This window comes from Botrimarina sp. (genome assembly GCF_040219535.1).
Taxonomy (GTDB): Bacteria; Planctomycetota; Planctomycetia; order Pirellulales; family Lacipirellulaceae; genus Botrimarina.
Window position 1 is genome coordinate 333,144 of sequence record NZ_JAVJSH010000016.1, and the last position, 26,721, is coordinate 359,864.

The window sequence follows — 26,721 nt, forward strand, 5'->3', positions numbered from 1 at the left end:
CCCACCTGTGAAGATTTCGCCACGAGTCATCGCCTGGCCGATCGCGGCCGTCGTGATGCTGATGCGTTGGACCTGCCGGCTGCGTGTGCACGGCGACCCGAGGCCCGCGCTGCGAGCGGCGGGGCGGCCGTACGTGTACTCGATCTTGCACGCGAACCAGATCGCGGCGGCGATCAACACCGAGCCGAACACCGCGGCGATGGTCTCGCAGTCCGGCGACGGCGAGCTGCTCGTGCAAGCGTTCCGCGCCTTGGGGGTGACGGCGATACGGGGGTCGAGCCAGCACGCCGGAACCTCCCGCGGGGGCGCCGCCGCGGTCGACACGCTGGTCGAGCACGTGCGGAACGTGGGGCCGGCCATCATCGCGGTCGACGGCCCCCGGGGCCCCCGGGGGCACGTCAGGAAAGGGATCGCTTCGTTGGCGATACGATCCGACGCCGCGGTGTTGAACGTGGTGCTGGTCCCTCGTTGGAAACTCACGATCGCCGGCGCCTGGGATCGATTCCAGGTCCCGCTGCCGCTGAGCCGCGTCGACGCCTACTTCGCCGAGCCGATCTTGCCCAACGGGGGCGAGGGCGTCGAGGAGCTCCGCAAGCGGATCGAGGCCTCGCTGCTCGAGCTGGAGCAACGCTGCGACCCGCGCCAAGCGTCGCCGCCGCAACTCAGAACGCCGGCGCCCGCCAATCCGGAAGGCCCCCCTCTCGTTGCTGCCGGCGATACGCCTCGTGGAAAGGCCGCGTGGGCGACATCGGCGCCCGCTCATTGACCATCAGCGGGCGCGTGCCGCGCCACCACCGGTCGTACGCGGCGAGCATCGACCGAACGACCTCGGGGCGCTGGTCGGCCAGGTTGGTCGTCTGGCCCGGGTCGGTGGTCATGTCGTAGAGCTCGTCGCGGCCGACGAGGCGGTGCTGCTGGTCGCGCACGGCGAAGTGCTCCCACTGGTGATCGTTCGGCTCGGCGCCGACGGGCCAGCGGCCCCGGTGGGTGAACAGGTATCGCGGCGGCCAGTGGCCCGCGTCGCCGGCGACGAGCGGCAGCAGGCTGCGGCCCTCGACCTGCTGGGGTGGCAGCTCGGCGCCGGCGAGCGCGGCGATCGTCGGCGCGAAGTCGACGTGGGCGGCGAGCGTGTCGACGTCGCGCCCGGCCTCGACCCGGCCGTCCCACCGAACGAACAACGGAACCCGCACCCCGCCCTCGTCGACCGAGCCCTTCATCCCCGCCATCCCGGCGTTGTACGCGCGGAGGGGCTGGCCCTCGGGCGTGCGGCCGATTTGCTCGCCCTCTTCGCCCGCGCCGGCGGCGACCGTGCCGTTGTCGGACATAAAGACCACGACGGTCGACTCCGTCAGGTCCCACTCGGCGAGGCGGTCGAGCAGCCGGCCGACGTTCTCGTCGATGTTCTCGACCATGCCGTAGAAGCCGGCCTTGTTCTCGTCGAAGCCGAGCCGCTCGAACTTCTGTCGATTCGCTTCGGGCGCGTGGAACGGGTCGTGCGGCGCGTTGGTCGCGATGTAAGCGAAGAACGGCTGGTCGCCGGCGCGTTGCGCGTCGATCCACCCCAGCGCCGCTGAGAAGAACACGTCGGTGCAGAAGCCCTTGGTCTGCACGAAACGGCCGTTGTGGCGGATGACGGGGTCGAAGTACGAGTTGCCCGGCGCGTCGGCGCAGCTGCAGTTGTACGCCTGGCCGATGCCGCCGGCGCCGTGGACGAAGGCCTCGTCGAAGCCGCGGTTCTGCGGCTGGTACGGGTCCTCATCGCCCAGGTGCCACTTGCCGAAGATGGCCGTCGTGTAGCCCACGCGGCCCAGCGCCTGGGGCAGGGTGACCGCGTCGAGCGTCAGGCGTTCGCGTTCGAAGATCGTGTGGGTCACCCCGTTGCGCATCGGGTGGCGACCGGTCATCAGGGCCGAGCGGGTCGGCGCGCAGGTGGGGCTGACGAGGAAGCGGGTGAAGCGCGTGCTGGCGTCGTACAGCCGGTCGAGGTTCGGGGTCTCGATCCACGGGTGGCCGTGCCGCCCGAGCACCCCGTAGCCCTGGTCGTCGGTGATCACGACCACCACATTGGGGCGCGAGCCGGCCAGCGGCTCGGTCGCGAGCGCGGCGGGCGCCAGCAGGAGAACGGCGAAGAGAGAGGGTCTGCCGAAGAGCATCGATCGCCCCGGGGTTCTTGCGAAGAGTCGGCGGACAGCGCCGCGGCCTAGTACAACAGCTCGCGGCGGCGATTTCTAGTTTTCTTGAACCCCCGCGCGGGGCCCGCGGCACTGTGGGGGCATGACCGTCGTGAGCAAGCCCACGCCAGCCGCCGACGCCGACCCGCCCGCGCCCCCCGGGCCGTGCGAACGCAGGCCGACCCACGAGCAACACGACCCCGCCCACGGCGCCGCCCCGCCCGGCGAAGTGCTCGCTCGGTTGGTGCGGGACCACCAGGCCGAGGTCTGGCGCTACCTGCGGTTCCTCGGCGCCGAGCCGCACGAGGCGGACGACCTCACCCAAGAGACGTTCCTCGCCGTCGCGCGGGCGGCGTTCGCAGAGACGTCGGACGCGCAAACACGCGCCTACCTGCGGACCGTCGCGCGGCGAGGGCTGTTGATGCTCCGGCGGAAAGAGAGCCGTCGGGTGCGCGAGGTCGACCTCGAAGCGGCCGAGGCCGTCTGGGGCGAGGCGCTCGGCCGTTCCGCCGGCGATTGGGGCGACCACCTCGACGCGGCCCGCGGCTGTGTGGAGCGGCTCGAAGGCCGCGCGGCCCAGGCGATCGACCTCCAATACAAGCAGTCCGAATCGCGCGACGCGATCGCCGCGCGGCTCGGCATGACCACCGACGGCGTGAAGACCCTGCTGCGGCGGACCCGCGCGAAGCTGCGCGTGTGTATCGAGCAAACGCTGGCGCGGCAAAGCGTCGTCGAGTGAACCGGCGCAGGCCGGCGGCCGCGGGTAGCGATACGCACGGCCGCGAGCCGGCCACGTCAGTGGTCGGTGGAATCACCAGACAAGACACCCTAATCGGCGTTCCCACCGACGACTAACGTCGCCGGCTCGCCTACGAGCGAACCGTTATGAATGACTCCCAAACCAGTAACCAAGACCCGCGCGACGACGCACGCGACCGCTTCGTCGACCGCGTGCTAGCCGAGGCAATCGGCGGCGAGCGGCCGCCGGACCTCTCGGCGCGGATCGCCGACCGTAGGGAGGAACAGAAAGTGGCTGCCCACCCATCGGAACCCGCCGCCGGTCGCGGCGCGAGGGGCCGCGGGCCGCTCGTCCGCTTCGCTATCGCGGCGACGGTACTCGTCGGCGTTTCGTTGCTGCTGGTCAACTCGGCGCCGACCGTGCGGGACACGGCACGGCGGATGAACTCCGGCGCTGAATCGCATGTCGAACTACGCCCGAAATCAGCACTGCCGGAACAGCGCGAAGCCAACGAACCGCGGCCGCAAGCGGCGTCGGATTCGCCGGCAGGGATTGAGTTGTCGCAACCATCGCCGGCGACGCGACCGGCGCGCCCGTCGTCGGTCGACCGCGGCGCCGCGGTGGTCACAGACGGACCCGAGCCGCCCGAGCCGTCATCGAATGACGCCGAATCGGCTGGTGTGCTGCTGGCGAAGAGCGACCGGAGCGCGTCGCAGGGCGTGTCGCCCGCGGCATTGCAGCGGCGGCTCGGCGACGAGCCGTTATTTGAAGCGGCGCCGAGCTCTGCGCTGCCGGCGGCGGGCGGATACGGCGGCGAGTTCGGCATCGCGGCGGGCGGCAGGGCAGCGCCGGCGACGCCCGGCGACGATATCCAGTTGCGCTTCGCCCAACCCGACACATCGTCCGCGGCCGCTAGAGCGAGGCACGAAGAGTCTTACAGCAGGCTCAGGAGCCAAAGTCTGTTCACCAGTCCTCAGTCGCCGACATCGCTTCCGCCTGCCTTTCGGCAAGCTGATTCGGAGCACCGCGGCTGGCAATTCCGGGAGCCCCCGTCGCGCGACCGCTACGCCGACATCCAAGAGAACCACTTCGTCAAGCCCGACGGGCAGGACGCGCTGAGCACGTTCAGCGTCGACGTCGATACGGCTAGCTACACCAACGTGCGGCAGTACCTGCTCGACGCTCACAAGATGCCGCCGGCCGCGGCCGTGCGGATCGAGGAGCTGGTCAACTACTTCGACTACGACTACCCGGCCCCGGCCGCCGACAGCGAAGACCCGTTCGCCGCGTCGATGGAGGTCGGCCGGGCCCCGTGGAAGCCGGAGCACCTGCTGGTGCGGATCGGCATCCAAGGGAAGAAGATCGATGTCGACAAGCGGCCGCTCACGAACCTGGTGTTCCTGGTCGACGTGTCCGGGTCGATGAACCAGCCGAACAAGCTCCCCTTGGTGGTCGCCGGCCTCCAAGCGCTGGTCGACCGGCTCGGGGAGAACGACCGCGTGGCGATCGTCGTGTACGCGGGCAACGAGGGGGTGGTGCTGCCGAGCACGTCGGGCATGGAGAAAGACGAGATCCGCTCGGCCCTCGGCCGGCTCACAGCGGTGGGCTCGACCGCCGGCGGCGCCGGGCTGCGGCTGGCTTACGAGATCGCCGAGCGGAACAAGATCACGGGCGGTGTGAACCGGGTCGTTCTCTGCACCGACGGCGACTTCAACGTGGGGGTCACCGGCACGGAGGAGCTGGCCACGATGGCCCAGACCCGCGCGAAGGAGACCGGCGTGTTCCTCACGGTGCTCGGCTTCGGCCGCGGCAACCTCAACGACGAGATGCTCGAGGCGATCTCCGGCCGCGGCGACGGGCACTACGCGTACATCGACTCCGAGCGCGAGGCGCGCCGAGTGCTGTCGACCGACCTGGCCGGAACGCTCGTGACCATCGCGAAGGACGTGAAGCTACAGGTCGAATTCAACCCGCAGAAGGTGGCTGCTTACCGCTTGATCGGCTACGAGAACCGCTTGCTAGCCGCCGAGGACTTCAACGACGACACGAAGGACGCCGGCGAGATCGGCGCGGGCCACACCGTGACCGCGCTGTACGAAGTGGTCCCCGTGGGCGCCGAGCCCCCGGAGGGGGCGGTCGACGACCTGAAGTACCAGCAGGCAGAGGGCAGAGGGCAGCAGGCAGACAGCAGTAGGCAGAGGGCAGACAGCAGCAGGCAGAGGGCAGAGGGCGGTAGGCAGACGGCAGACGGCAGCGGTCGGACCGCGGAGGACGACGCCGCGACCAGCGGCGCCGAACCGGAGCCGAGGGCATCAGCCCTCGGAGCCGAGCCGATAACCGACAGCCGACAGCCGACAGCCAACGAGCTGCTTACCCTCAAGATCCGCTACAAGCAGCCCGAAGGGGGCGCGAGCAAGAAGCTCGAGTTCCCGCTCGAGGACCCGGGCGACGAGCCGCGGCAGCCGACGATCGACCACGCGTTCGCGTCGGCGGTCGCACAGTTCGGCATGCTGCTGCGAGACTCCAAGCACGCGGGCGACGGGTCGTACGATCAGGTGCTCGACCTCGCCCGCGACGCGCTGGGCGACGACCCGCACGGCCGCCGCGCGGAGTTCTTGGACCTGGTGCGCCGCGCGCGGGAGTTGGCGGACTAGTGGCTGGTGGCCCGTGGCTGGTGGCCCGTGGCCAGTGGCCAGTGGCCAGTGGCAGAGCGCGGCCTGCGAAGGAAGCGAAGGGTGGCCTTTCATTCGCGACCCTTCGCGCTATTCGTGGGCGGGTCTGCCGATCGGACGGGCGCCGGGCCGCTCGTTACGACGCGACGCGGAGCGCCTCGGCCAGGTCGATCGAGCCCTCGTAGAGCGCGCGGCCGATGATCGCGGCGGCGAGGCCGGCTTCTTTCAGGTGGCGGATGTCGTCGAGCGTGGTGACGCCGCCGGAGGCCACGACCGGCAGGTCGCCCATGGCGTGTTGCATCTGGGCCATCGCGTCGACGTTCGGGCCCTGCATCATGCCGTCGGTCGCGATGTCGGTGTACACGATCGCCGAGAGCGGCTTGTCGGCGAAGCGGCTGGCCAGCTCGACCGCGTCGGTCTGGCTGGTTTCGAGCCAGCCGTCGGTCGCTACGAGGCCGTCGCGCGCGTCGATGCCGAGCACGAGCTTGTTGGGGAAGCGGTCGACGATCCCCTCGAACCAGTCGGTGTGCTTGATCGCCGACGTGCCAACGACCAGTCGAGTCAGCCCGAAGTCGAGCAGCTCGGCGATCGATTGCTCGTCGCGGATGCCCCCGCCCAGCTCGATGTGGAACGGCCCCGCGTACGCGCCGAGGGCCTCGAGGATCTCCTCGACCGCCGGCAGGTTGACCGGCGCTCCCTCGCGTGCGCCGTCCAGGTCGACCACGTGCAAGCGCGTCGCGCCGGCCTCGGCGAATTGCCGGGCCACGTCGGCCGGCTCGTCGTTGAAGACGGTCTCTTGGGCGTAATCGCCCTGGCGTAGCCGGACGCACTTGCCGCCGCGGAGGTCGATGGCGGGCCAGATTTCCATAGGGGCGCGGAGAGGGATCGGTCGCTGTGGGGCCGCCGTAGCGGGTATGCTCCCTGAGTTTCGCAGACCCAGCCCGGAGCGGCTACCCACGCCGCTTCCCGAGCGCCGACGCCCCACGGGCCGATGCCGACCGAAGCCTTGCCGATCGAGCTGCTCGCACAGATCGATTCGGCGTGCGACCGCTTCGAGCAGGCGTGGGTCGCTGCCGGCCCGCACGGAGTGGGGCCGCGGTGCGAGCAAGCGGCCGAGGGTCTGCCCGAGCCGGCCCGCCATCGTGGGCTGCTGGAGCTGTTCGCGATCGAGCGGCAGTACCGCGCGGACCGGGGCGAGTCGGAGGCCGACTGGTTCGCCGGCCGGCCGGAGCTGGCGGCGCTCGCGGCGGCCAGCCGCGACGACCTGGCGACCCTGCCGGCGCCGTCGGGCATGGCCTCGGGCTCGTTCAGCGGCGGCCTCCGCTTGCGGTGCCCGCAGTGCCACGGGGGGGTCGACCTGTCGGCCGACGCGCCGCTGGAAGACATTACCTGCACCAGCTGCGGGAGCACGTTCGGCCTCCTGGGCGGCGGCGACCGGCCGCTGGCCGAGCCGGTGCGGGTCGGGCGGTTCTTGCTGCGCGAGCGGCTCGGTGTGGGGGGCTTCGGCGCGGTGTGGCGCGCGCGGGACCCGGAGCTCGACCGCGACGTGGCCCTCAAGCTGCCCCGCCGCGGCGGCCTCACGCCGCGCGAGGCAGAGATGTTCTTCCGGGAGGCCCGCGCCGCGGCCCAACTCGCGCACCCGGGGATCGTGGGCGTTTACGAGGTCGGCCGCGACCTGGAGGGCGCCGGCTCGATCTATATCGTCAGCGAGCTGGTCGACGGCGAGCCGCTCTCCGACCGGCTCAAGCACTGGCGCCCCACGCCGCGGCAGGCGGCGGCGATCGTGGCCGACTTGGCCGACGCGCTGGAGTACGCGCACCTGCGGGGCGTGATCCATCGGGACCTGAAGCCCTCGAACGTGATGCTCGACGCGGCCTCGGCGGCTAGCGACGCGTCGCTCGCCGAGGCCGGCGTGGGGCGCCCGCGGCTGATGGACTTCGGCCTGGCGAAGCGCGAAGCCGGCGAGGCGACGATGACCGTCGAGGGCCAGGTGCTCGGCACGCCGGCCTACATGTCGCCCGAGCAGGCGAGCGGGCAGGTGCGGTGGGTCGACAAGCGGACCGACATCTACGCGCTGGGCGTGGTGCTCTTCCGCTTGTTGACCGGCGAGCTCCCCTTCCGCGGCACGGCGACCAGCCAGATCCAGCAACGCCTGACCGACGACCCGCCCAGCCCGCGCCGGCTGGACGACAGCGTGCCGCAAGACCTGGCGACCGTGTGCCTGAAGTGCCTGGAGCGCGACCCGGGCCGGCGCTACGACTCGGCCGCCGACCTGCGCGACGAGATGCGGCGGTACCTGCGCGGCGAGCCGGTGCACGCGCGGCCGCTCTCGCCGTGGGGCAGGGCGGGGCGGTGGGCGCGGCGGCGGCCGGCTTCGGCGACCGCGCTAGGGCTGACCGCGTTGCTCGCGGTGGCGGGCCCGGTCGCCGCGTGGGTGATGTGGCGGCAGAACCAAGAGATCGTCCGTCGTATCGGCTCGGAACGCTTCCAGAACCAGCAGCTCAACGCCGAGATCGACCGCCTCAAACGCCCCGGCTACAACGCGACCCGCGCCCCCGGCGATCGCGGCGCCGGTGCCGGGGGCGACAGGATGGCGGGATGGCGCCGCCAATGGGCCAGCGACCTTGTCACAGCGCGCGGTGAAGGACTGCTCGAAGCGATCCAGGCCGAGTCCGATCCGCTCCGCGCGGCCCGCAGCCGGGTCGGCCTTGCAAAGCTGCTCGCGGCCGCCGACCGGCCCGACGAAGCGATTACGCAACTCCGCGCCGCCGAGCCGACGCTCCGCACGGCGTCGGCCGTACCCGACGCAACCGTCGAGACACGCGCCCTCTACGCCGAGGCCTCCGAGTGGCTCGCGAAGCTGCTGGCCGCGGCAGGCGAACCCGAGCAAGCCGCGCAGGCGTTGGAGCAGGCCTACGCGGAATGGGACGCGCTCGCAGAGCAAGAGGGCGCCGACCTGCGGACCGCCGTCCGGCGCCGCGCTTTGCTCGCCGAGCGTGGGAGGATCGGCGTCGCGGGCGAGCGGCCGCGCGTCGGCGTGGCGGCCCTCTCGGACCTAGAGCGGTTGGTCGACCCGGTCGACCTGACGGTAGAGCGGCTGTACGAACAAGCGACCGCAATCGTTGGCGATTCGCCGTGACCCGAACGCGGGGGACGGCGTCAAGCCGCGCGTTGTCGCCGCACGTACGCATCGCGACTCGAACCGGTCCTTCTGGCCGAACTCAGACCTTGCCGACGACGACGCTTTATTTGGAGCGAACGTACGGCCGATCACCGGCCGGGCCGGCGCCGAGCCGCGCTCGACCGAAAGAGATCATACCGCCGGCCCGGTCCGGTGCATTGGCGGGTTAGTTCGCTTGCCGTTCGAGGCTCGATAGCTCCGACTCATCGTAAAGGGCGTCCCACGTCTTCCGGTAGAAGCGGCGCAACTCAACGCCACACCACGGGCAGTACTTGATCGGAGCCCACGTCTGAAGCGTTTGCGCGACGTACTCACCCGCTAGTGGCGACTGGACCTTGCGGACCACCTCATCGTCGATCGAGCGGAGCGACAGTTGGAAGCGTGGTTCGGGGTGCAGCTCATTTGGCGGCACCGCGACAACGGCGATGCCGCGCTTCTTGCGGGCCTCGAACTGCTGTTGAATAGCGTTGCAGCACCAGCGCATGGGCGTCTTCGAGCGAACGGCCGCCGTAACCGAGCGGCGACGAAAGACTTTCCACTTCAAAACCGCCCAACTTCGCCGCTTCGGTCCACGGCTTTGTTCGTCGGCATTTTCCGTTTCGACATCGCGTCAAGCTTCAACTTGATTGTACCAATGTCAGTCGCGAATTGTGTCGCAGTTTTCGTTGTTGCAGTTCAGAATTTCACGAAGTGCTTTCAAGTATGCAAGTCGAGCATCGCAGTTAGGACAGTATTTATCGCGCGTGACTCGCGGCGAAAAATCTTGCCGTACCAACGCGAGATCAGTAGTTTTAATACGATGTCCGCGACCGAGTCCCCAATGTTCGCCGTCGATTGATTCCATGTCCAGGAAGCAAATCTCGCACAGTTCCATCTCCGTTCCGTTCGGGAAACGGTAAACACCGTATGTATGACGTTTCTGATCCAAGTGCTCCAGTTCACTGGGCAGGCCGCCGCACATGTAGCATGGTGCGACATCGCGCGTCTCCAAGTCGGCGTAGCAAATGGGGCATTGTTGCATGTGGTTTCCGCCGACGGTTTTGCCGACGAACTTGCTATTGGACAGGGTTTCCCGACGTAAGCAGCACTTATTCAGCAAAGCCCTGTTTAAGCCCCTGGGGTTGGGCGGTCTAGTGAAGCCCGTAGGGTGCGATCCAGCGAACGTAGAGGTTCCACGCCACGATGGCGGTGCGATCCCGCTTTGCGGGACAGCATCCTACCGGTTTCTAAGCCGGCAGCCGAGCCAAGCCGTCAGGAAGCGACCGAACAGCTCGCAAGCGTAGTTGGTCGCTTCCTGACGGGCGCGGCTCGGTGATGTATCGCATGAGTGACTTTTGGGCGCCTCGTGTCGCATGCACTACAATCGCTCCTCGAGCGTTTCTTCGCCCGCGCGGGTCGCGAGCGCAAAGAACAGGCCGATCTCGAGGTCGTCCGGCAGAAAATGCACGCTGCCGTCGGCCATTGCGAAGTGGGCGCCGCCGGGGTGGTGGCTGCCGAAGTAGAAGTCGTTCATCAGCAGCGTGGCGGGGGCGCCGGCGGGGCGGTTTTCGTCGAGCAGGTGGTAGCCGAACTGGGCGGGGTCGGCGTTGATGGGCGAGCGCACGTTTTTAGTGCTGATGGTGCGGATGCGCTTGAAGTACGGGCTGCCGTTCCAGCGCCCGCCGAGCACCCACTGGCCGAGGCTCAGCATGTAGGCCCGCTCGCCGATTGCGAGCGTGTGCGAGGCGCCGTCGGTGATGTGGCCGAAGCGGGTTTGGCTGTCGGCGTAGTAGACGCCGTCGACGAACACGCCGCCGAAGGGGGTCTCGGAAACGGTGAGCAGCCGCCCCTCGTCGGTCGTGCCAGAGCCGGCCACGCCGTCGTAGTTGGACCAGTGCTCCGCCGGTGACTGCAGCGGCAGGTCGGGGTCGCTCGGGCAAGCCATCACGTCGGGCACGCCGGACGCGGGGTTCTTGTCGGCCATCGAGCCGCGTTGGTCGACGCCGATCTGGTCGAACAGGGCCTGCTCTTCCGCGTGCGGCAGGATCCACACGCGCCACGACACGCCCTCGGTGTTGTCGTCCGGCGGCAGCGTCGCGCCGGGCGGCAGGACGCGTTCGGCCGATTCGTAGTTGTGGGTCGCCAGCGAGAGCTGCTTGAGGTTGCTGGTGCAGATCGACCGCCGCGCGGCCTCGCGCGCCGCCTGCACGGCCGGCAGCAAGAGGCCGATCAGCACCGCGATGATCGCGATCACGACCAGCAGCTCTACGAGCGTGAAGCCGCGCAGCGGGTCGGCCGGGCGGGGAATCATCGCGCCGCCCTCCCGCGCCCGAGGGCCAGCGCGAGGGCCGCGGCCGCCGCGAGCGTGGCGCCGCCGGGCTCGGGCACGCCGGCCAGGGCGAAGGCCAGGGCCGCCTCGGCGCCGCCCACGTGGGGCGCGACCAGCTCGAGGAACCAGGGGATGTCGTCGTAGTCGAACACCCCGTCCGGGCTGCCACGGTCGCCGGGGGAAACGCCGCCCCAGGCGTCCTCGTAGGCGAGCTCGTCGAGCAGGCCGAGGGCGAACTCGTCGATGTCTCTCTCGTCGATGAGGCCGTCGATGTACATGTCGCCGAGGATCGGGTCGCCCGCTAGAGCAGAGACCTCGACGTTGTCGACCGCCCAGTACGCGTCCTCGCCGGCGCCCTCGACGCCGAACTCGAGCACGATCGATCCGGCCGAGGCCGCAGCGGCGGGCGCCGCGCCGCCGTCGGAAGCGGCCAGCAGCGGGCCGTTGACGAGGTCGGTGAGATCGATGAACAGGCGGTCGCTCGCGACGAGCGACTGGAACCGCGGGTTGCGCCGGTTGGCGACGCCCTGGTCGTCGACCGGGTCGCGCGTGGGCCGCCCTTCGCGGTCGAAGTAGGGCGCCGACTCCCAGCGGAGCAGCTCGACCGGCGTGGAGTCCGGCCCGAAGCGTGCCCGGACCACCGCAGCGACGTTGCCCGGCGATTCGCTCGAGCCCCCTTCGCCGCAGCAACCGCCTTGCCAGCTCGTGTCGAACCCGAGCGTCAGGCGGCGGGTGTCGGCGTGCAGGTCCGAGAGGTCGATGACCGGCGTGCGGAGCAGCGTTTGGTAGCTGAAGGGCTCGGCGCCCGGCTGGAGCTGGTCGTTCCAAAGGTCCGGGTCCGCGACGGCCACCACGCCACGGCCGCGGTCGAAGAACGGCCGCAGGCCGCCGCCGACCTGCTCCCAGAGCCCGTCTCGCCAGAAGGTCCAGCCGGCGAACTCGGGCGTGCCGCCGGTTGGCTCGACGATCTGGAAGCTCTGCCAGCCGCCGGGCGGGTCGGGCGACCAGGCGTTGGGCAACTGGTAAGTGGGCGAGCCGATCAGCGGGACCGCGTCGAAGTCTTCGGTAAATACCCGTTCGAACAGCCCTATCTGCGCGCAAGCCGCTCCGCCGAGAAGGTGCAAAGCACCGGCGATCGTAGCGAAGCGCAACAAGGGTGCGCCGGCCCGTCGGCGAGCGACGGCGCCACGGTTTTCGGATCTCTGCGGGGGCCGTTTCATTTCACGCTCAGCATAGCGAGTGGCGGGCGCGTAAAGCCAATGGTTGCGAAGGGTCTCAAATCGCTTGGTTGGGAGGTCCCGGCAGGGGTATTCTGAACGGAGCGTGAACTTCTCTCGTTTTCGGACCCATGATGTCGTTTGCCTCCAGCGCCGAGAGTCTCCGCGTTGCGGCGGCGTGTCTGGTCGCGTCGGCCGTGCTCGGGCCGGGGCTTGGTGAACGGGCCGCGGCGGCCGAGTTCTGGCTGTCGCTGTCGGACGTGGTGTCGCCGGGGCCGGAGGCGCCGAGCATCGCGCCGAAAGAGGGCGTGGTGACGACGTTCCGTGTGTGGGGCCGCCCCACGGCGGGGCGGCAGTTCACGGCGGTCTCGCTCGACGTGGTGGCGAGCGCGACCGGCGTGGAGTTCGTCGACGGGACGTACACCTTCTTCAACGACGCCGAGCCCGGAACGCAGCGCTTCGAGTTCACGCGCGACTCGGCCTCCACGCCGCCGCTGTTGTCGGACGTGCCGCCGCCGGTGGTCGCGATCGGCGCGGTCGACGCGCTGCGTGGCGTGAACGCGTTCACGCTCGAGCCGGCGCCCGGCGTCCGCGGGCCGGGCCCCTACTGCGCCGCCACCGAGACCGGCTGTGTGGCGGCGGGCGATGGCCAGCCGGCTTGGCTGTTGGCCGAATTCGACCTGGCCGCCCTGGCGGCCGGGGCGATGGTCGACCTGCACCTGCAACTGGGCGACCGGGGCGTGGTCGAGCGCACCCTCGCGCCGGGCGACTACGCGATGGAAGGCGCGGTCGACTCGGCGGACTACGTGGTGTGGGCGTCGGCGTACGGCGATGTCTTTGCGCCGGCCGACGGCAACGCCGACGGCCTGGTGGACGGGGCCGACTACACGGTCTGGCGGGATCATCTGGGCGAGGTGGCGGTCGAGGGCGTGTTGGCCGACACCGACGTGCGCTTCGGCGTCGACGCTGGGGCGGGCAGCGAGCCCCTCTACGACGCCGAGGACCCGCTCGACCGCGGCGTCACGCTGCCCGGCGACGACCCCGACGCACAGGTGGTCGTCGCCGCGCCGGCTGTGGCGGTTCCCGAGCCGGCGTCGGTCGCAGGCGCCGTAGGGCTGGTGTGTGTGGGGCTCATCAGCAACGGCCGACGCGGGCCGACACGACACAGAGAGTTTTTGCGAATGACCAATGACCAACGGTGGTCGGTGGTCGGTGGCTAGCGGCTCATGGCTAGGGTCTTCGGGTAGCCGGGTCAGCCCGACGCACTTGATCGTTGGGGCTTGATCGTTGGGCATTCCCCCCAAAAGCCGAACCGGCGCCCAGCATCGGCTACGCAGGCGGCGCGTCGGCGGCGGGGGCCCAGCTTGCGCGGATCAGCGCCAGCTTCCGCTCGACCGTCCGCTCGACCACGCCCAGCTCGGTGGCGATCTCGGCGCTGCTGTAGCCCTCGAGCTTCCTGCCGGCGACCAGGCGGAGCGTGTCGTCGGGCAGCAGGGCGAGCAGGCGGCGCATCTCGTCTTGCATGGCGACGACGAACTCGGGCCCCAGCTCGTCGTCCGACGGGTCGCAGCCGGGGGTCCCTTCGTCGTCGGCCGTGGGGCCGATCCGCACCCTCGGCTGGCCGCCGCCGCGCTTCAGCGCGGTCTGCTTGTAGCGCTCGTTGATCGCCTTGCGGGCGGTGATCTTGGCGAGCAGCGACCAGAGGTTGTCGCGGTCTTGCAGGTCGGGGAAGCGGTCGCCGGCAAACCCGTGGAAAAGGCTCTGCATGGCGCTGATGGCCACGTCCTCTTCGTCGCTCGCCGCGCGAGGCAGGGCGCCAAGCTTGGTCCTCGCCAGGGCCACGATCCGGCGGAAGTAGCGGTCCCAGAGCTCGCGCTGGGCGACCGAGTCGTCCCCCTCCCGGAGATCGGCGATCCACCGGGTGACCGAGCCGCGTGACGTTTCTTCGTCGTGCATCGGACCGGCTTGCTGGGGGCTCACGGCGCTTCGGTGCGGCGCCGTGTCGCTTCAGTCTGCCTCGTGGGGTCGGCGCCGGCAAGCAGAGCCGGTCGCGGCTGCCGGTGTCGGGCGGCGGGGCGGGCCGCTGATAACCACCTTGCCGCCCGGCGGACCGCCCTCGGCGGGCGGTTGCCAGCTCGATCGAGCGGAGCACGCAGTCCGGCGGAGGTCTCTGATGAAGACCCGCAAGCGGTGTTGGGTTGCCGCAGCAGCGCTGGCGACCGCGGGCATCGCGCCGGCGACGACCCCTCCCACGCCGATCACGCCCGGCGGCCTCGGCGCGGGGCCCGCGGTCGTCGCGCCGGAGAACGTGTTCGGCGGCGCGTCGTCGGTCGGCGCCTCGGCGCCGGGTCCGGCCGGGCTCGCGCTGCTCGGCGCCGGCATGGGCCTGCTCGTCGCGATGCGGCGCCGCTTGGGATGAGCGGGTCGCTTGGCCCGCCGAGAAACTCCGCCGGGTCGGCCGAGAGTTCGGTCGGTCCGGACTTTTTTTTGCCGCGCGGTGTCGGGCGCGGGGCGGCGTTGCTGATCGGCAGCGGAGGGGCGCGCGCCGTCGGACGCCGGCGCCCTCGCCCTCCGCCGCACGCGCGGCGTGTGCGGTCCCTCCCCGCCACGGCGGACCTTTCTCTCCCCAGACCAAGCGAGGCATGCCATGTCAGTCACGAAGCAGCGGTTCCTGTCGGCCCTTGCGGCGGCGCTCGGCGCCGGCGCGGCGTCGGCCGCGATCCCGTACTCGCCCGTGCCGGTGCACGGCCCGCCGGTGGTGGGCCCGGGGGTGATCGCGCCGGACTATGTCTACGGCAAGGAGTACTCGCACGACCGCGACTTCTCGACGATCGGCCCCACGCCCGACCCGCAGCAGGTCATCGCGTGGGACGGCGGCGGGGGGACGGCCGACGCGATGGATTACTCGGGGACGCGGCCCGCTTGGGAGCCGGACCAGCAGGTCGACGCGATCGCCAACACGCGCGACGCGATGTTCGACCTGCTGCTCCGCGACGCGGCCCACCTGACCTTCTCGCACGACGACCTCATCAGCGGCTACGGGCCGATGTTCGGCGGCGGGCCGGGGCTGCTCACCGTGCCGAGCGTGGGGCCGGTCTTCCTCTCCGGCGGCGCGAAGATCGGCGGCGCCGGCGAGATCAGCGTCGAGCACGGCGGCGCGTGGGGCGCGCCGGCGCCGATGGACCTGTGGGCCTCGGCGGGTGAGGTCAACGGGATGCCCACGCCGGTCGACGTCGACGGCACGGAGCTGTGGGGCCGCGAGCCTCGACCGAGCGAAGAGCCCGACGCGCCGGTCTTTGGCGACGCTGACAAGTACTCGCTCGACACCGACTTCCCGAGCGGGGTCTCGGTGTGGAACGCGTCGGGCGACCCGTACGTGTCGCACGCGACGATCGTCGACGCGGTCACCACGCTGCTCGGGCCGATCCCGGCCTCGGCGTTCTCGCTCCGCGACGAGAGCCAAGGCAGGCAAGCGATCAACCTCGACGCGCTGCTGGTCAGCGACACGATCGAAGAGGGCGGCTTCTGGCACGAAGACGTCGGCCAGCGCAACGGCGCGCCGCTCCGCGACCAGAACGGCCAGCCTTTCGACCCGGTCGGGCCCAATGGCGACGAGCGGGGCGACACGCTTGTGTTCAGCATCCGCCAGATCCTCGATCCGGCCGACGCCGACGGCTATTACTCGACCGGCAGCGAGCTGTTCGTGCTCGACTCGCTCGGCGGGGTGGGCTTCCTCAAGCACGGCGGCCACCTGTGGGACCACGGCTTCACGCTGAGCGAGCTGGCGTACCTCGGCAGCGAAGAGCAGCCCTTCGAGGGCCGCGCGGTGATCGACATCAACGCCCTCGAGATCATCGGCGAAGACCAAGCCACGCCCTGCCGGCCTGGCGACTTCAACTGCGACGGCGCGGTCGACGCGGCGGACTACACGGTGTGGCGCGACTCGCTCGGCTCGACAGGCTTCGGCCTGCCGGCCGATGGCGACGGCGACGGCGACATCGACGCCGACGACTACGGCGTGTGGAAGTCCAACTACGGCGCCGGCGGCGGCGCGCCGGCGTCGGCCGTCCCAGAAGGGTCGACCGCGGCCCTGGCGTTGGGGGCCCTGGCGGCCGCGGCGATGCGCCGTCGTTGAATAGGGGGGATGGCGAACGATCCGAGTGCGGCGCAGGCGGGTCGGCCCGAACGCGGGGGCCGGCCCGCCCTGTTGCTTGGCCCGCGCCGCGTGCCGATCACGGGCGACAAACCCGCCGCGACGCGGTAAGATCGGCGGCTCGTGAGAGTCCGGCCGGTTCGTCTGTGTCAAGCGCGGTAGCGATGAGCGTCGCCCTTTCGGTCCGCGACCTGATGAAGTCTTACGGCGAGCGGGTCGCGTTGCGCGGCGTGAGCTTCGAAGCGAACACGGGCGAGCTGCTAGCGTTGCTTGGCCCGAACGGCGCCGGCAAGACGACCCTCATCCGCTGCTTGTCGGGACGCGTGCGGCCCGACGCGGGGCGGATCAGCCTGCTCGGAAAGCCGTTGCCCCGGCAAGGCGGCCGCGAAGCGCTGGGCTTCGTGCCGCAAGAGCTCGGCATCTACCCGGACCTCACCACGCGCGAGAACCTGCACGCTTTCGGGGTGTTCAACGGCCTGTACGGCCGCGGGCTGCGGGAGCGGATCGGCTGGGCGCTGGAATGGACCGGCTTGGCGGACCGCGCCGACGAGCTGCCGCGCGACTTCTCTGGCGGCATGAAGCGACGCGTCAACATCGCGTGCGGCGTGCTGCACGAGCCGAAGGTCCTGCTGCTCGACGAGCCGACCGTCGGCGTCGACCCCCAGAGCCGCGAGCGGATCTTCGCGATGATCCAAGCGCTACGCGCGAGCGGCACGACGGTCGTGCTCACCACGCACCACCTAGAAGAGGCCGAGCAACGGGCCGACCGGATCGTCGTGGTCGACCACGGCGAGGTCATCGCGCAGGGCACGCTGGCCGAGTTGATCGACCAAACCGTCGGCGCCGACCGACAAGCGACGGTGCGGCTTGCCGAACCGCTCGCCGACTACGCACGCCAGACGCTCGCCCAGCGTTGGGCGCCGCCGGCCGGCGCCAGCGGCGCCCAGGCGACGCCGCTCGACGCCCGCGTGCTCCGCACGCAGGTCGCTAGCGTGGCGGAGGACCTGCCGCGGCTGCTCGAGTCGATATCGCACCTGGGCGGCGAGGTCCGCGACGTGGAAGTCCACGCGCCGAACCTGCAAGCGGTGTTCTTGCACCTGACCGGCCGCGAGTTGAGGGAGTGAAACCCGGCCCGGAGCGTCGATAAGCTCTCTCGAGGGGGAATGCCCCTGTGTCGCCCCCGCTCTCGCTCGTTTCGAGGCTGCTAGCTGTGCCGCGTTTGGTCTGGGAAGTGACGCTCGTCGGGCTCCGCCGCCTGTGGCACGGCAAGCTCGAGCTGGTGCTGGTGTTCGTGGTGCCGGTGGTATTCTTCACGATCTTCGCGTTGATCTTCACCGGAGGGGTCGGGTCCGGGAAAACCAAGCGGATCAAGGCGGCCGTCGAGAACCTCGACGCGGACCCGCTGGCCGCGATGCTGATCGACCGGCTCGTGGGCGACCCGAGCATCCGCATCGTGAACGCGAGGTCGGACCAGGCCACACGGGACCCTTACGACCGAGCGCGGGACGCGATCCTCGACGGGTCGGCCGCGGTTTCCTTGGTGGTGCCGGAGGGCTGGGCCGAGTCGCAGCCGACCAGCGCGCCGGCCAAGCTCTTCCTGCTGTACGACGCGTCGGACCAGGTGGCGCCGCGGCTGATGGCCTCGCTCGTGGGGCGCGCGGCCGGCGAGGCGCTGGCCGTTCGCGCAAGGGCGCGGCGTGTCGAGGCCCGCAAGACCGCGTCGGACGGCACGCGCGCGGCCCCCGCGCCGCCGCTCGTCGCCGCGCCGCCGGCGGTCGAGTCGATCGACGTGCTGGCCGACGGCAAGTCGAACCCCGTGGTCGCCATGTACGCGGCGGGGATCGCCGTGATGTTCCTCTTGTTCAGCGCCACGGGGTCGGCCGGGTCGCTGCTCGAAGAGGAAGAAACCCAGACCCTCGAGCGGCTGCTCGCCTCGCGGGTCGGCATGTCGCACATCCTCGTGGGCAAGTGGCTGCAGCTGTCGATCGTCGGCGGGCTGCAGATCGTCGTGATGTTCGCTTGGGCGCAGTTGGTGTTTGGGCTCGACGTGTTGGGCCGCCTGGGCGGCTTCCTGATGATGACCGTGGTCACCGTGGCCGCGGCCGGCGCGCTGGCCCTGATGCTCGCGGCCGCTTGCCGCAGCCGCGCGCAGCTCAACGCCGTGTCGGTGATCCTCGTGCTCACGATGTCCGCGCTGGGGGGCAGCATGGTCCCGCGCTACCTGATGAGCGAGTCGATGCAAGAGGTCGGACGCGTCACGTTCAACGCGTGGGCGATCGACGGCTACACGAAGGTCTTTTGGCGCGACCTGCCGATCGGGTCGCTGTGGCCCGAGCTGTCGGTGCTCGCCGTGTCCGCGGCCGCGATGCTGCTGGGCGCGCGGGTGCTGGCGACCCGTTGGGAAGCGGTCTAGCCCGCGAGGCCCGCGCGGCGGTCACCGCCACCACGCGACCAGCGCGCCCGCCACGGCCAAGCCGATGATCCACCAACCGACGCGGAGCACGCGGCCGGTGGCCGAGCCGGCCCGCCAGGCCTCGGCGCGGTCCGCCTCGGTGATCCAGTAGCCGCAATCGGGGCAGGCCTCCGAGTCGGCGTCGATCGCGGCGCCGCAGTCCGGGCAAGGGAGGAGGTCCGCGTCGGGGTCGCCGTCGGGGTCTTCATCGAAGGCGTCGCCCCAAGAGTCGTCGCCGTTCATGAGGTCGTCGCGGCGGGGCGTCCGCGCCACTCGGCGGGCTTGCCGACGAGGTCGCGCAGGAGTGCCTCCCACTGGATGACCAGCAGCAGCACGACCGCGATCGGGTGCGCGGCGGCGCCGTCCAGCGGCTGGCGGAACCGCAGAGCGGCGTCGAGCCGCTGCGCGTAGCCCAGCGCCAGCGCGAGCCCCGCCATCCAAGCCGCGCCCCACTCGCCGGCCGCGCACGCGAGCGGCGTGAGCAGCCACGGCGCGGTTTGACCGGCCAGCAGCATCGCGGTGACGACCACCAGCAGGCCCGGCTTGGCGAAGCCTTCGGTCGCGTTCTTCGTGAGGCCGTTCCACACGGCCGGTCCGCTGTGGTACATGCGGCAGGAGGCCAGGTCGGTCGCGTCGACCAGGTCGGTGCGCAGCCCCGCGTGCCGGTACGCACGCGGCAGGGTGACCCCGTCGTGCCGCGACGAGCGGATCGCCGCGTGCCCCCCCGCGAGGCGGTACGCGGCCTTGTCGGTTAAGAACAACTGCCCGCACCCGGCGGCGAGGCTCGGCCGGCAGTGTTTCCGCATGCCGCGGAGCGACAGGAAGCCGAGCAGCAAGAAGTGGATCAGCGGCAGCAGCCACCGCTCGAGCGTGGTGACGGTCACTTGGCGCGGGAAGCCGCTGAGCAGGTCGGCGCCGCACGCGCGGCGGTGCGCGACCAGGCGCGCGAGGCTCGCCGGCTCGAGGCGCACGTCGGCGTCGATCCACAGGAGCGTGTCGTGCCGCGCGGCCTCGGCCAGCCGCCAGCACGCGTGCTGCTTGCCGTTCCAACCGTCGGGCGGCCCCGCGCCACGCACGAGCCGCACGCGAGGGTCGGCGGTGGCCAGTCGCTGCACGATCGCCGGCGTGTCGTCGTCGGACGCGTCGTCGTACACAACGACCTCCACCCGCACGCCAGCCGACGCGGCCAGCACTGACCCGACGCAGCCGGCGATGTTCGCCCCCTCGTCGCGCGCGGGGATCAGGACCGACAACGCCGGCTCGGGGTCGCCCTGGGGCGCTGGCGGCGCGGTGGGGAACGCCGTCCGGTTGCGGAAATAAAAGTACGCCGGCACGAGCGCCATCGCGAGCGACACGGCGCAGAGTGTTGTCAGCGGATCGAGCATCGGCGGCATTATGGCTTGTCGGTCGCCGTGGGGCGAGTCGGGTCAGTTGGTGGTGGTCGGGCCGCGGGACAGTTTCTCGCCGTGGGCGGCGCGGTACGAGCGGCCGGTCAGCTTGGCTTTCAGCCAGCGGACCGACTCGTAGACCCCGCCAACCCCCTCGGCCCCGCCGAGCACAACCCGCCATTCGCTCGGGTTGCGGCGTAGCGATCGCGCTTCGAGGGCGCGTTGCGTGTCACGCAGGCGGTCGGCCAGCAGCGTGTTCCAGCCGGCTTTGCCGAGGCCCTCGAACGACGACACGGCGATCGGTTCGCCGAATTGGCAGAGGGCCTCGGGCAGGCGTTCTTCCCAGAACGGGTACTCGATCGCTAGCGGCCAGAGCCACGCGTCGCGGCCCTCGGCGGCGAGCCGGTCCGCCAGGTGCGCCAGACCCGGCTCGAGCCGCGCCGCCCGGTCCCGCGGGTCGACGAAGCCTCCCTCGGGCGTGACCCAGAGGCTCGCGCGGGGTTCTTCGAGCACTTCGCGTGCGACCGACAGGAACTGGGCCGCGCCGCGGCGGGTGCCTTGCTGGACGGGGAAGAAGCCGAGCTTCTCGAAGACCGGGTACCGCTGGAGCGCCTCGGCGTCGAAGGGGGCGTAGAGCGTGCGGTCGGGGGCGACGACCTCCGCCAGACGCATCGCGACCAGCGGGTCCCACCACGACGCGTGGTTCAGGTACACCACCAGCGGCCCGTCGCGGGGCGGTTCGGGGCCCGGCCGAGCGATCGCCACGGAGTGGAACGCGCGGCGCAAGTATCGCCGTGTGTACCAGCGGAAGCACGCGAGCACGCGGCGCGAGACGCGTGGCTTCGGTGCGGCGTGAGGCGGTCGGGGCATGGGCCGGGCGGCGGCTCAGGCGGGGGCGAGCCGGCGCTCGCCGACGCCGGCGTTGTCGGCGTCGAGCGAGTCGGCGGCGATCCAGCCGCTCATCAGCACCATGGGCATGCCGGGGCCCGGGTGCGCGGCGCCGCCGGCGAGGTAGAGGTTCTTCACGTCGCGGCTGCGGTTGGCGGGCTTGAACGCGCCCAAGAAACGCCCGTGGCTGGCGAGGCCGTAGATCGCCCCGCGGAGCACGTTGTAGCGGCTCTCGATGTCGGCCGGGGTGAGGGTCTCTTCGGTGACGATCGCGTCGCGGAGGCCCTCCATGCCGGCGGTTCGCTCGAGCTTATCGAGGATCACCTCGCGGTACGCAGGCAGCATGCGACTCCAGTCTTGCCCGTCCCGGCGGTACGGCGTGTGGACCAGGATGTAGAGCGCCTCGCCGCCGTCGGGCGCGACGCCCGGCTCGGTCACGGCGGGCGCGCAGAGGTAGGCCGTCGGGTCGGGCGCGGGGACGCCGCGGTTGTAGATCGCTTCGAACTCTTCGTGCGGGTCTTCGGAGAAGACGAAGTTGTGGTGCAGCAGCTGCTCGTAGCGGCGGTTGAGGCCCAGGTAGAGCACCACGCCGGAGCAGGCCGGCTCGTACTTGCGGCGCTTGAGGAACGGCGACCTGGGCCCCTCGCCGAGCAGCTCGCGGTGCGTGAGCACGCTGTCGCAGTTGCTGACGACCGCGTCGGCGTCGTGGCGGTCGCCCGACTCGGTTTCGATCCCGACGGCGCGGCCCTTCTCGGTGAGGATGCGGCGGACGGGGGTCTCGGTGTGGACCTCGACGCCCAGCTCCTCCGCCAGCCGCGCGAGGGCCTCCGGCACCGCCCGCGTGCCCCCCATCGGGTACCACACGCCCTCTTGGGTCTGCATGTGGGCGATCCCGCAGAGCACCGCGGGCGAGGCTTCGGGGCTGGAGCCGACGTACTGCGTGAAGTGGTCGATCATCTGCGCGACCCGCTGGTCGGGCACGTGCGAACGCACCGTGCCGGCGACCGTGCGTCCCATGCGTAGGGCCAGCAGGTCGGCGAGGACCTTCGCGTCAAAGGTGGTCGAAAAGTCGATCGTGTCGCCGATCCCGCCCACGCTCTTCCAGAAGAAGAACCGGTCGGAGATCTCGTGGAGCCGCTTGCTCGTGTCGATGAACTTCTCGTAGCCGGCGGCGACCTCCGGCCGCCCGGCGAACTCGCTGAGCGTTTGCTTCATCCGCGGCACGTCGGCGGTGAGGTCGAGCACCGACTTGTCCTCGAAGAAGCAGCGCCACTGCGGGTCGAGCCGCACGAGGTCGAGCCTTTGGTCGACGTCGTGCCCCGCTTCGGCGAAGATGCGCCGCAACACGCTGGGCAGCGTCAGGATCGTGGGGCCCATGTCGAAGCGGTAGCCCTGCCGGCGGAGCTGCACCGCCTTGCCGCCGACCGTGGCGTTGCGCTCGAAAAGCGCGACGCGGTAGCCGCGGGCTGCGAGCGTGCAAGCGGCCGCGAGGCCGCCCAGACCCCCGCCCACGACGGCGACACGCTTTCCGGACTCGGCTTGTGCGATCATCGCGGCTTGTTCTTCGTGTGGTTAAGGGCTCTGTGCCGCTTGGCGGCTCTCAAGAATCCGACGAGTCCGGCGCCGCGGGCGGACCAACCCCCGGCGTGTTGCGATTGGATCAGGCCGACGACGATGTCGTCTAGCGCCGGCGTGGGCGGGTCGGCGTGCAGCAGCAGCCGCCCCCGCCGGCGGGCGATCGCTTGGGGCCGGGTCATCGCCAGCAGGCCCTCCGCCCCGCGGGTGACGCCGTAGCCGCTCTCGCCGGCGCCGCCGAACGGCGCGTCGGGGTCGGCCGTGGGAGCGATCAGGTCGTTCACCGTGACCGAGCCGGCCCGCAACCGCCGCGCGACCCGCTCCGCCTCGCGAGCGGGCCCAAAGACCGACGCCCCCAGTGCATACCGCGAAGCGTTGGCGAGCGTCACCGCGTGGTCGGCGTCGCGGGCGATGTCGAGCGTGAGCACCGGCGCGAACAGGTCGGCTTGGCCGACCGCCGTCGGCTCCAGCGCCGGCGTCAGGACGATCGGCGGCAGGCGGCGGGCGTCGCACGCGGCGTCGAGCGCCGCGCGGTCGAAGCCCTCCGGCCAAGCGATCCGCGCGCCGGCGTCGATCTCCGTGCCGACCGTCCGGCGGACCGACTCGGCGACCGCCTCGGGAACGTCGAAGCAAGCGGCCTTCGGCAACCGATCGATCACCCGGTCGCCGTGTTCCCCGATCGCGACCGCGATCAACCGGCGGGGGCCGATACAGGTGGCGCCCGCGTTGAGCGTGAGGCCCCAGGCGACGCACCTGGCGACCCGCTCCGGGTCGGCGCCGGGAAGGACGACGACCGCGTCGCTCCCAGAGCACTCGAGCGTGCAGGGCGTGAGCTTGTCGGCGGCCGAGCGCGCGACCGCGCGGCCTGTGGCGGAGGAGCCTGTGGCAACAACGTGGTCGACGCCTGCGTCGATAGCGTCCTGCGCCGCCTCGGCCGTCTCGCCGAGCACCGGGGCGAGCGCGGGATCGAGGCCGCCGGCGACTAGCGATGCGTGCAGTCGGCGCGCGAGGGCTTCGCACCCCGGCGGTGGCTTGAGCAGCGCGGCGTTGCCCGCCGCGAGCGCCTGAAGCGCCGGCACGGCGAGCAGGAAGAGCGGGTAGTTGCCCGCGCCGATCACGAGGACCACGCCGTGCGGCTTCCGCACCACACGGAGCGACACGCCCTGCAGCCAGCCGCCGGAGCGGCGCGTGCGGAGCAGCCGCGCGGCGTGCCTCTGCAGCCACCGGGACGCGTCGGCGGTGGGGAGGCACTCGGCGGCGAGGCTCTCGGCCGGTGTTCGGTCGTAGGGGGTTTGGATCTCGTCGGCCCACGCCCGCGGGTCGGCGCCGAGCGCGCGGCGCACCGCGGCGATCGGCCGCAGACGCTCCGAGATCGGCGTGTGCTCCCAGTCTCCCTGCGCGGCTCGGGCGGCGGCGACCGCCTCGGCGCTCACGGCGAGGCTCCTGTGATGGCGAGCGTCTCGGCGACTTTCTGAGCGACGACTTCGCGGGAGACCTTCACGCCCGCGCCCGACTCGATCACGTCGAGCGTCGCTTCGGCGAGGGTGCGGGGCAGGGTGGCGAACGCGACCACGCCGGGGTCGGCGCCGGCGGCGGCCAGGTTGTCGGCGTAGCGCTCGGCCGCGACGAGGTCGTCGCGCGCCGCGTCGAACACCCGCTGCCGATCGACGCCGGCGGGCAGGTACACGCGGCCGTGCCGCGCGTCGTCGGGGGCGTCTTTGAGGATGTTGACCAGTTGCAGCCCCTCGCCGAACGGCGCGGCGTCGGCGGCCAGCGCGTCGCGCTCCGCGGAGGGGGCCAGGCGCAGGACGAACAGTTCGGTGAGCATCTCGCCGACGATCCCCGCGACGAAGTAGCAGTACCGACGCAACGCGTCGAAGTCCGGCAGCCGCAGCGCGCCGCGCGCGTCGGCGCCGCGTAGCGTGTCGGCCATGCCGAGCGCCGAACGGATGACGTTCCGCTTGAGGGATCCCCCGGCGGCAGACTCGAGGCCGTTCAAGCGGCCGATCACGGCGGGCGCCTCGGCGAGCAGCCGGTTGTATTCCGGGTCGGCCGAAGGGGGCGTGCGAGACCACGCGGCGGCGGCCTGCCGGGCGTTGGCCTCGGTCGGCTCGCCTAGCAGCTCGATGAAGCGGCCGAGCTCTCGGATCCGCTCGTCGCGCGAGAGGAGCTCGGCGTCTTCGAGGGTGTCGGCGATCCGGAACAGCAGGTAGGCCAGGCCGACCTCGCGGCGCAGCGGCTCGGGCAGCAGCGGGATCGCCAGCGCGAACGTGCGGCTCGTGGCCTGCAGCAAGTCGTCGATGAGCGCGTCGGGGGGGGGCGTCATGTGTGGGGCGGCTCAAGCGGCGGCGCGCTTGCCGAGGTCTTCCAGCAACGCGTCGGTCGCGATCCGGGCCGAGCTGTAAATGGTGGGCAAGCCGCTGCCGGGGTGCGTGCCGCCGCCGACGAGGTACACGCCGCCGAGGTCCTCGAAGCGGTTGTGGGGTCGCCAGTAGAGCATCTGGTCGAGGCTGTGCGCCAGGTTGAACGTTGCGCCGCGGTAGATGTGGTGGGTGTGGCGCCAGTCGAGCGGCGTGACCGTTCGCTCCACGCGGATCCGCTCTTCGGGCCGCTCCACGCCGAGCCGCTCGAGCTGCCGCATCACGACCCCCCTCAGGCGCTGGGGCTCCTCGTTCCAGTCGATCCGCCCCTCGCTCGCGCCGAGGTTGGCGGTCGGGACCAACACGTACAGCGTGCTGCACCCGGCCGGGGCGAGCGAGGGGTCGGTTTGCGTGGCGGCCTGCACGTACACGCTGCAGTCCTCGTCGAGCGGGCGGCCGTGCTCGATGTCGGCGAGGTTCTTCTCGTACTCGGGGGCGAGGTAGACGGTGTGGTGCGCCAGTCCGGGCAGGTCGCCCTCGAGCCCCAGGTACATCATGAACGTGCTGCAGCTGTACTTCATCTTCGCGAGCTTCTTGTCCTTCCACCGCCGACGCAGGTGGTCGGGCGCGAGCTCGGTCATCGTCTGCGCGAAGTCGGAGTTGATCACCAACGCGTCGACCGCGTGCTCGCCCGAGCGGGTCGTCACAGCCGACACGCGGCGCCCCGAGAAGCCGAGCGACTCGATCGGCTCGTCCAGGCGGACCTCGCCGCCGAGTTCCTCGACGATCTCGGCCATGCGTTGGGAGACCTGCCCGCAGCCGCCGATCGGGTGGTGGACGCCGTGCTCGTACTCGAGGAACGCGAGGATCGAGAACAAGCTGGGGCACTGGAAGGGCGACATGCCCAGGTACTTGCCCTGGAATGTGAAGGCCAGCTGCAGCCGCGGGTCCTTGAAGAAGCGTCCCACCTCGCGGTGGAGCGTCCGCCACGGCCGCACCAGGTGCGCCGAGCGGAGGACCTCGGGCCGGAGCAATGCGGAGAGAGAGTCGAAGGGGCTCTCGAGGATCGGAGTGAAGGCCTCGAGCTTGCTGCGATTCTCGCGGAGGAACCGCGTGAAGCCGCCCCGGTCGCCGGGCGACAGCGCGGCGATCTGCTGCTCCATCCGCTCCACGTCGGGCGTGCAGTCGAGCCGCCCCGGCTTCTGCCGCGGCCCCTCGCCGAAGACGAGCCGGTACTGAGGGTCGAGCCGCTCCATCGGGACTTCGGCGGCCAGGTCGTAGCCGCACTGGGCGAAGATCTCGCCGAGCACCCGCGGGTACAGGAAGAAGGTGGGACCCAGGTCGAAGCGGAAGCCCTCGGCCGCGAAGCTGGAGGTCCTCCCGCCCGGCACGCCGTGCCGCTCGAACACGCGGACGCGGCAGCCCGCTTTGGCCAGCAGCATCGCGGCCGCCAGCCCGCCGGGGCCCGCCCCGACGATGGCGACCTCGGGCCGTGGTTTGGTTGGCACTGCGGACAGCTCCTGAGGCGGCGGGGTTGCGGGGCGGTCCGCCGGCGGCATGCCGCGGTTCGGCCCTCGTGTTTGTAGAACGTAGCGTCTGTCAGCCAAGCTCTTAAGC

Annotated in this window: 22 protein-coding genes; 9 read left to right on the forward strand and 13 right to left on the reverse strand. The window is 71.1% G+C overall.

The annotated features are described in order from the left end of the window. The first annotated feature begins 7 nt into the window (after window positions 1-7). The gene (locus tag RIC11_RS09305; protein WP_350210553.1) at window positions 8-766 is read left to right on the forward strand and encodes a DUF374 domain-containing protein; all 759 of its coding nucleotides are present in this window, start codon (window positions 8-10) and stop codon (window positions 764-766) included. On the opposite strand, the gene RIC11_RS09310 is transcribed toward RIC11_RS09305, so the two are convergent. After that, window positions 663-2,153, reverse strand: a complete 1,491-nt coding sequence (locus RIC11_RS09310) for an arylsulfatase (RefSeq protein ID WP_350210555.1) — start codon at window positions 2,151-2,153, stop codon at window positions 663-665. The genes RIC11_RS09305 and RIC11_RS09310 overlap by 104 nt on opposite strands. 130 nt (window positions 2,154-2,283) lie before the next feature. Here RIC11_RS09310 and RIC11_RS09315 point away from each other — a divergent pair, with 130 nt between their 5' ends. Then, window positions 2,284-2,910, forward strand: a complete 627-nt coding sequence (locus tag RIC11_RS09315; RefSeq protein WP_350210556.1) for an RNA polymerase sigma factor — start codon at window positions 2,284-2,286, stop codon at window positions 2,908-2,910. 146 nt (window positions 2,911-3,056) lie between these two features. After that, window positions 3,057-5,564: a vWA domain-containing protein gene (locus RIC11_RS09320; protein WP_350210558.1), complete on the forward strand. Its 2,508-nt coding sequence runs from the start codon at window positions 3,057-3,059 to the stop codon at window positions 5,562-5,564. 154 nt (window positions 5,565-5,718) lie between these two features. Here RIC11_RS09320 and hisA read toward each other — a convergent pair whose 3' ends face one another. Continuing rightward, window positions 5,719-6,450 (reverse strand): 1-(5-phosphoribosyl)-5-[(5-phosphoribosylamino)methylideneamino]imidazole-4-carboxamide isomerase, encoded by a 732-nt coding sequence (gene hisA, locus RIC11_RS09325; RefSeq protein ID WP_350210560.1) that lies wholly within the window; start codon window positions 6,448-6,450, stop codon window positions 5,719-5,721. 123 nt (window positions 6,451-6,573) lie between these two features. On the opposite strand from hisA, the gene RIC11_RS09330 reads away from it, so the two are divergent. Further along, a complete protein-coding gene (locus RIC11_RS09330) occupies window positions 6,574-8,721 on the forward strand; it encodes a protein kinase domain-containing protein (protein ID WP_350210561.1) in 2,148 nt (715 codons plus the stop codon). Window positions 8,722-8,929: 208 nt separating this feature from the next. On the opposite strand, the gene RIC11_RS09335 is transcribed toward RIC11_RS09330, so the two are convergent. From RIC11_RS09335 to RIC11_RS09345, 3 genes are all read right to left on the reverse strand, one after another. Beyond that, on the reverse strand, window positions 8,930-9,247 hold the full coding sequence (locus RIC11_RS09335; protein WP_350210563.1) for a hypothetical protein: 318 nt from the start codon (window positions 9,245-9,247) through the stop codon (window positions 8,930-8,932). Between the two features lie 873 nt (window positions 9,248-10,120). After that, on the reverse strand, window positions 10,121-11,053 hold the full coding sequence (locus RIC11_RS09340; RefSeq protein ID WP_350210565.1) for a DUF1559 family PulG-like putative transporter: 933 nt from the start codon (window positions 11,051-11,053) through the stop codon (window positions 10,121-10,123). Then, a complete protein-coding gene (locus RIC11_RS09345) occupies window positions 11,050-12,195 on the reverse strand; it encodes a hypothetical protein (RefSeq protein WP_350210566.1) in 1,146 nt (381 codons plus the stop codon). The genes RIC11_RS09340 and RIC11_RS09345 overlap by 4 nt, the downstream gene beginning before the upstream one ends. Before the next feature lie 227 nt (window positions 12,196-12,422). Between RIC11_RS09345 and RIC11_RS09350 the strand changes: the two genes are divergently transcribed. After that, window positions 12,423-13,508 (forward strand): hypothetical protein, encoded by a 1,086-nt coding sequence (locus tag RIC11_RS09350; RefSeq protein ID WP_350210568.1) that lies wholly within the window; start codon window positions 12,423-12,425, stop codon window positions 13,506-13,508. A gap of 109 nt (window positions 13,509-13,617) precedes the next feature. On the opposite strand, the gene RIC11_RS09355 is transcribed toward RIC11_RS09350, so the two are convergent. Then, window positions 13,618-14,244 (reverse strand): ECF-type sigma factor, encoded by a 627-nt coding sequence (locus tag RIC11_RS09355; RefSeq protein ID WP_350210570.1) that lies wholly within the window; start codon window positions 14,242-14,244, stop codon window positions 13,618-13,620. A 217-nt stretch (window positions 14,245-14,461) separates the two neighbouring features. On the opposite strand from RIC11_RS09355, the gene RIC11_RS09360 reads away from it, so the two are divergent. The 4 genes from RIC11_RS09360 (at window position 14,462) to RIC11_RS09375 (ending at window position 18,854) form a co-directional block, all read left to right on the forward strand. Further along, window positions 14,462-14,707 (forward strand): hypothetical protein, encoded by a 246-nt coding sequence (locus tag RIC11_RS09360; RefSeq protein ID WP_350210572.1) that lies wholly within the window; start codon window positions 14,462-14,464, stop codon window positions 14,705-14,707. A 228-nt stretch (window positions 14,708-14,935) separates the two neighbouring features. After that, window positions 14,936-16,423: a hypothetical protein gene (locus tag RIC11_RS09365; RefSeq protein ID WP_350210574.1), complete on the forward strand. Its 1,488-nt coding sequence runs from the start codon at window positions 14,936-14,938 to the stop codon at window positions 16,421-16,423. A gap of 182 nt (window positions 16,424-16,605) precedes the next feature. Further along, the gene (locus tag RIC11_RS09370; protein ID WP_350210576.1) at window positions 16,606-17,565 is read left to right on the forward strand and encodes an ABC transporter ATP-binding protein; all 960 of its coding nucleotides are present in this window, start codon (window positions 16,606-16,608) and stop codon (window positions 17,563-17,565) included. Between the two features lie 47 nt (window positions 17,566-17,612). Then, window positions 17,613-18,854 (forward strand): ABC transporter permease, encoded by a 1,242-nt coding sequence (locus RIC11_RS09375; RefSeq protein ID WP_350210578.1) that lies wholly within the window; start codon window positions 17,613-17,615, stop codon window positions 18,852-18,854. A gap of 21 nt (window positions 18,855-18,875) precedes the next feature. Here RIC11_RS09375 and RIC11_RS09380 read toward each other — a convergent pair whose 3' ends face one another. Genes RIC11_RS09380 through crtI form a run of 7 tightly spaced genes read right to left on the reverse strand, consistent with a single transcriptional unit; the run spans window position 18,876 to window position 26,612 of the window. Further along, on the reverse strand, window positions 18,876-19,136 hold the full coding sequence (locus tag RIC11_RS09380) for a TFIIB-type zinc ribbon-containing protein (protein WP_350210580.1): 261 nt from the start codon (window positions 19,134-19,136) through the stop codon (window positions 18,876-18,878). Then, entirely contained in the window at window positions 19,133-20,278 is a 1,146-nt protein-coding gene (locus RIC11_RS09385) for a glycosyltransferase (RefSeq protein WP_350210582.1), read from the reverse strand. The genes RIC11_RS09380 and RIC11_RS09385 overlap by 4 nt, the downstream gene beginning before the upstream one ends. 42 nt (window positions 20,279-20,320) lie before the next feature. Next, complete coding sequence (locus tag RIC11_RS09390) at window positions 20,321-21,151, reverse strand: lysophospholipid acyltransferase family protein (protein WP_350210584.1); 831 nt, start codon at window positions 21,149-21,151, stop codon at window positions 20,321-20,323. Window positions 21,152-21,166: 15 nt separating this feature from the next. Further along, on the reverse strand, window positions 21,167-22,720 hold the full coding sequence (locus RIC11_RS09395) for a phytoene desaturase family protein (RefSeq protein WP_350210585.1): 1,554 nt from the start codon (window positions 22,718-22,720) through the stop codon (window positions 21,167-21,169). After that, window positions 22,717-24,177 (reverse strand): aldehyde dehydrogenase family protein, encoded by a 1,461-nt coding sequence (locus RIC11_RS09400; RefSeq protein ID WP_350210587.1) that lies wholly within the window; start codon window positions 24,175-24,177, stop codon window positions 22,717-22,719. Before RIC11_RS09400 ends, RIC11_RS09395 begins: the two co-directional genes overlap by 4 nt. Beyond that, on the reverse strand, window positions 24,174-25,070 hold the full coding sequence (locus RIC11_RS09405; protein ID WP_350210589.1) for a squalene/phytoene synthase family protein: 897 nt from the start codon (window positions 25,068-25,070) through the stop codon (window positions 24,174-24,176). Before RIC11_RS09405 ends, RIC11_RS09400 begins: the two co-directional genes overlap by 4 nt. A 12-nt stretch (window positions 25,071-25,082) precedes the next feature. Next, a complete protein-coding gene (gene crtI, locus RIC11_RS09410) occupies window positions 25,083-26,612 on the reverse strand; it encodes a phytoene desaturase family protein (protein ID WP_350210591.1) in 1,530 nt (509 codons plus the stop codon). Between the last annotated feature and the right edge of the window lie 109 nt (window positions 26,613-26,721).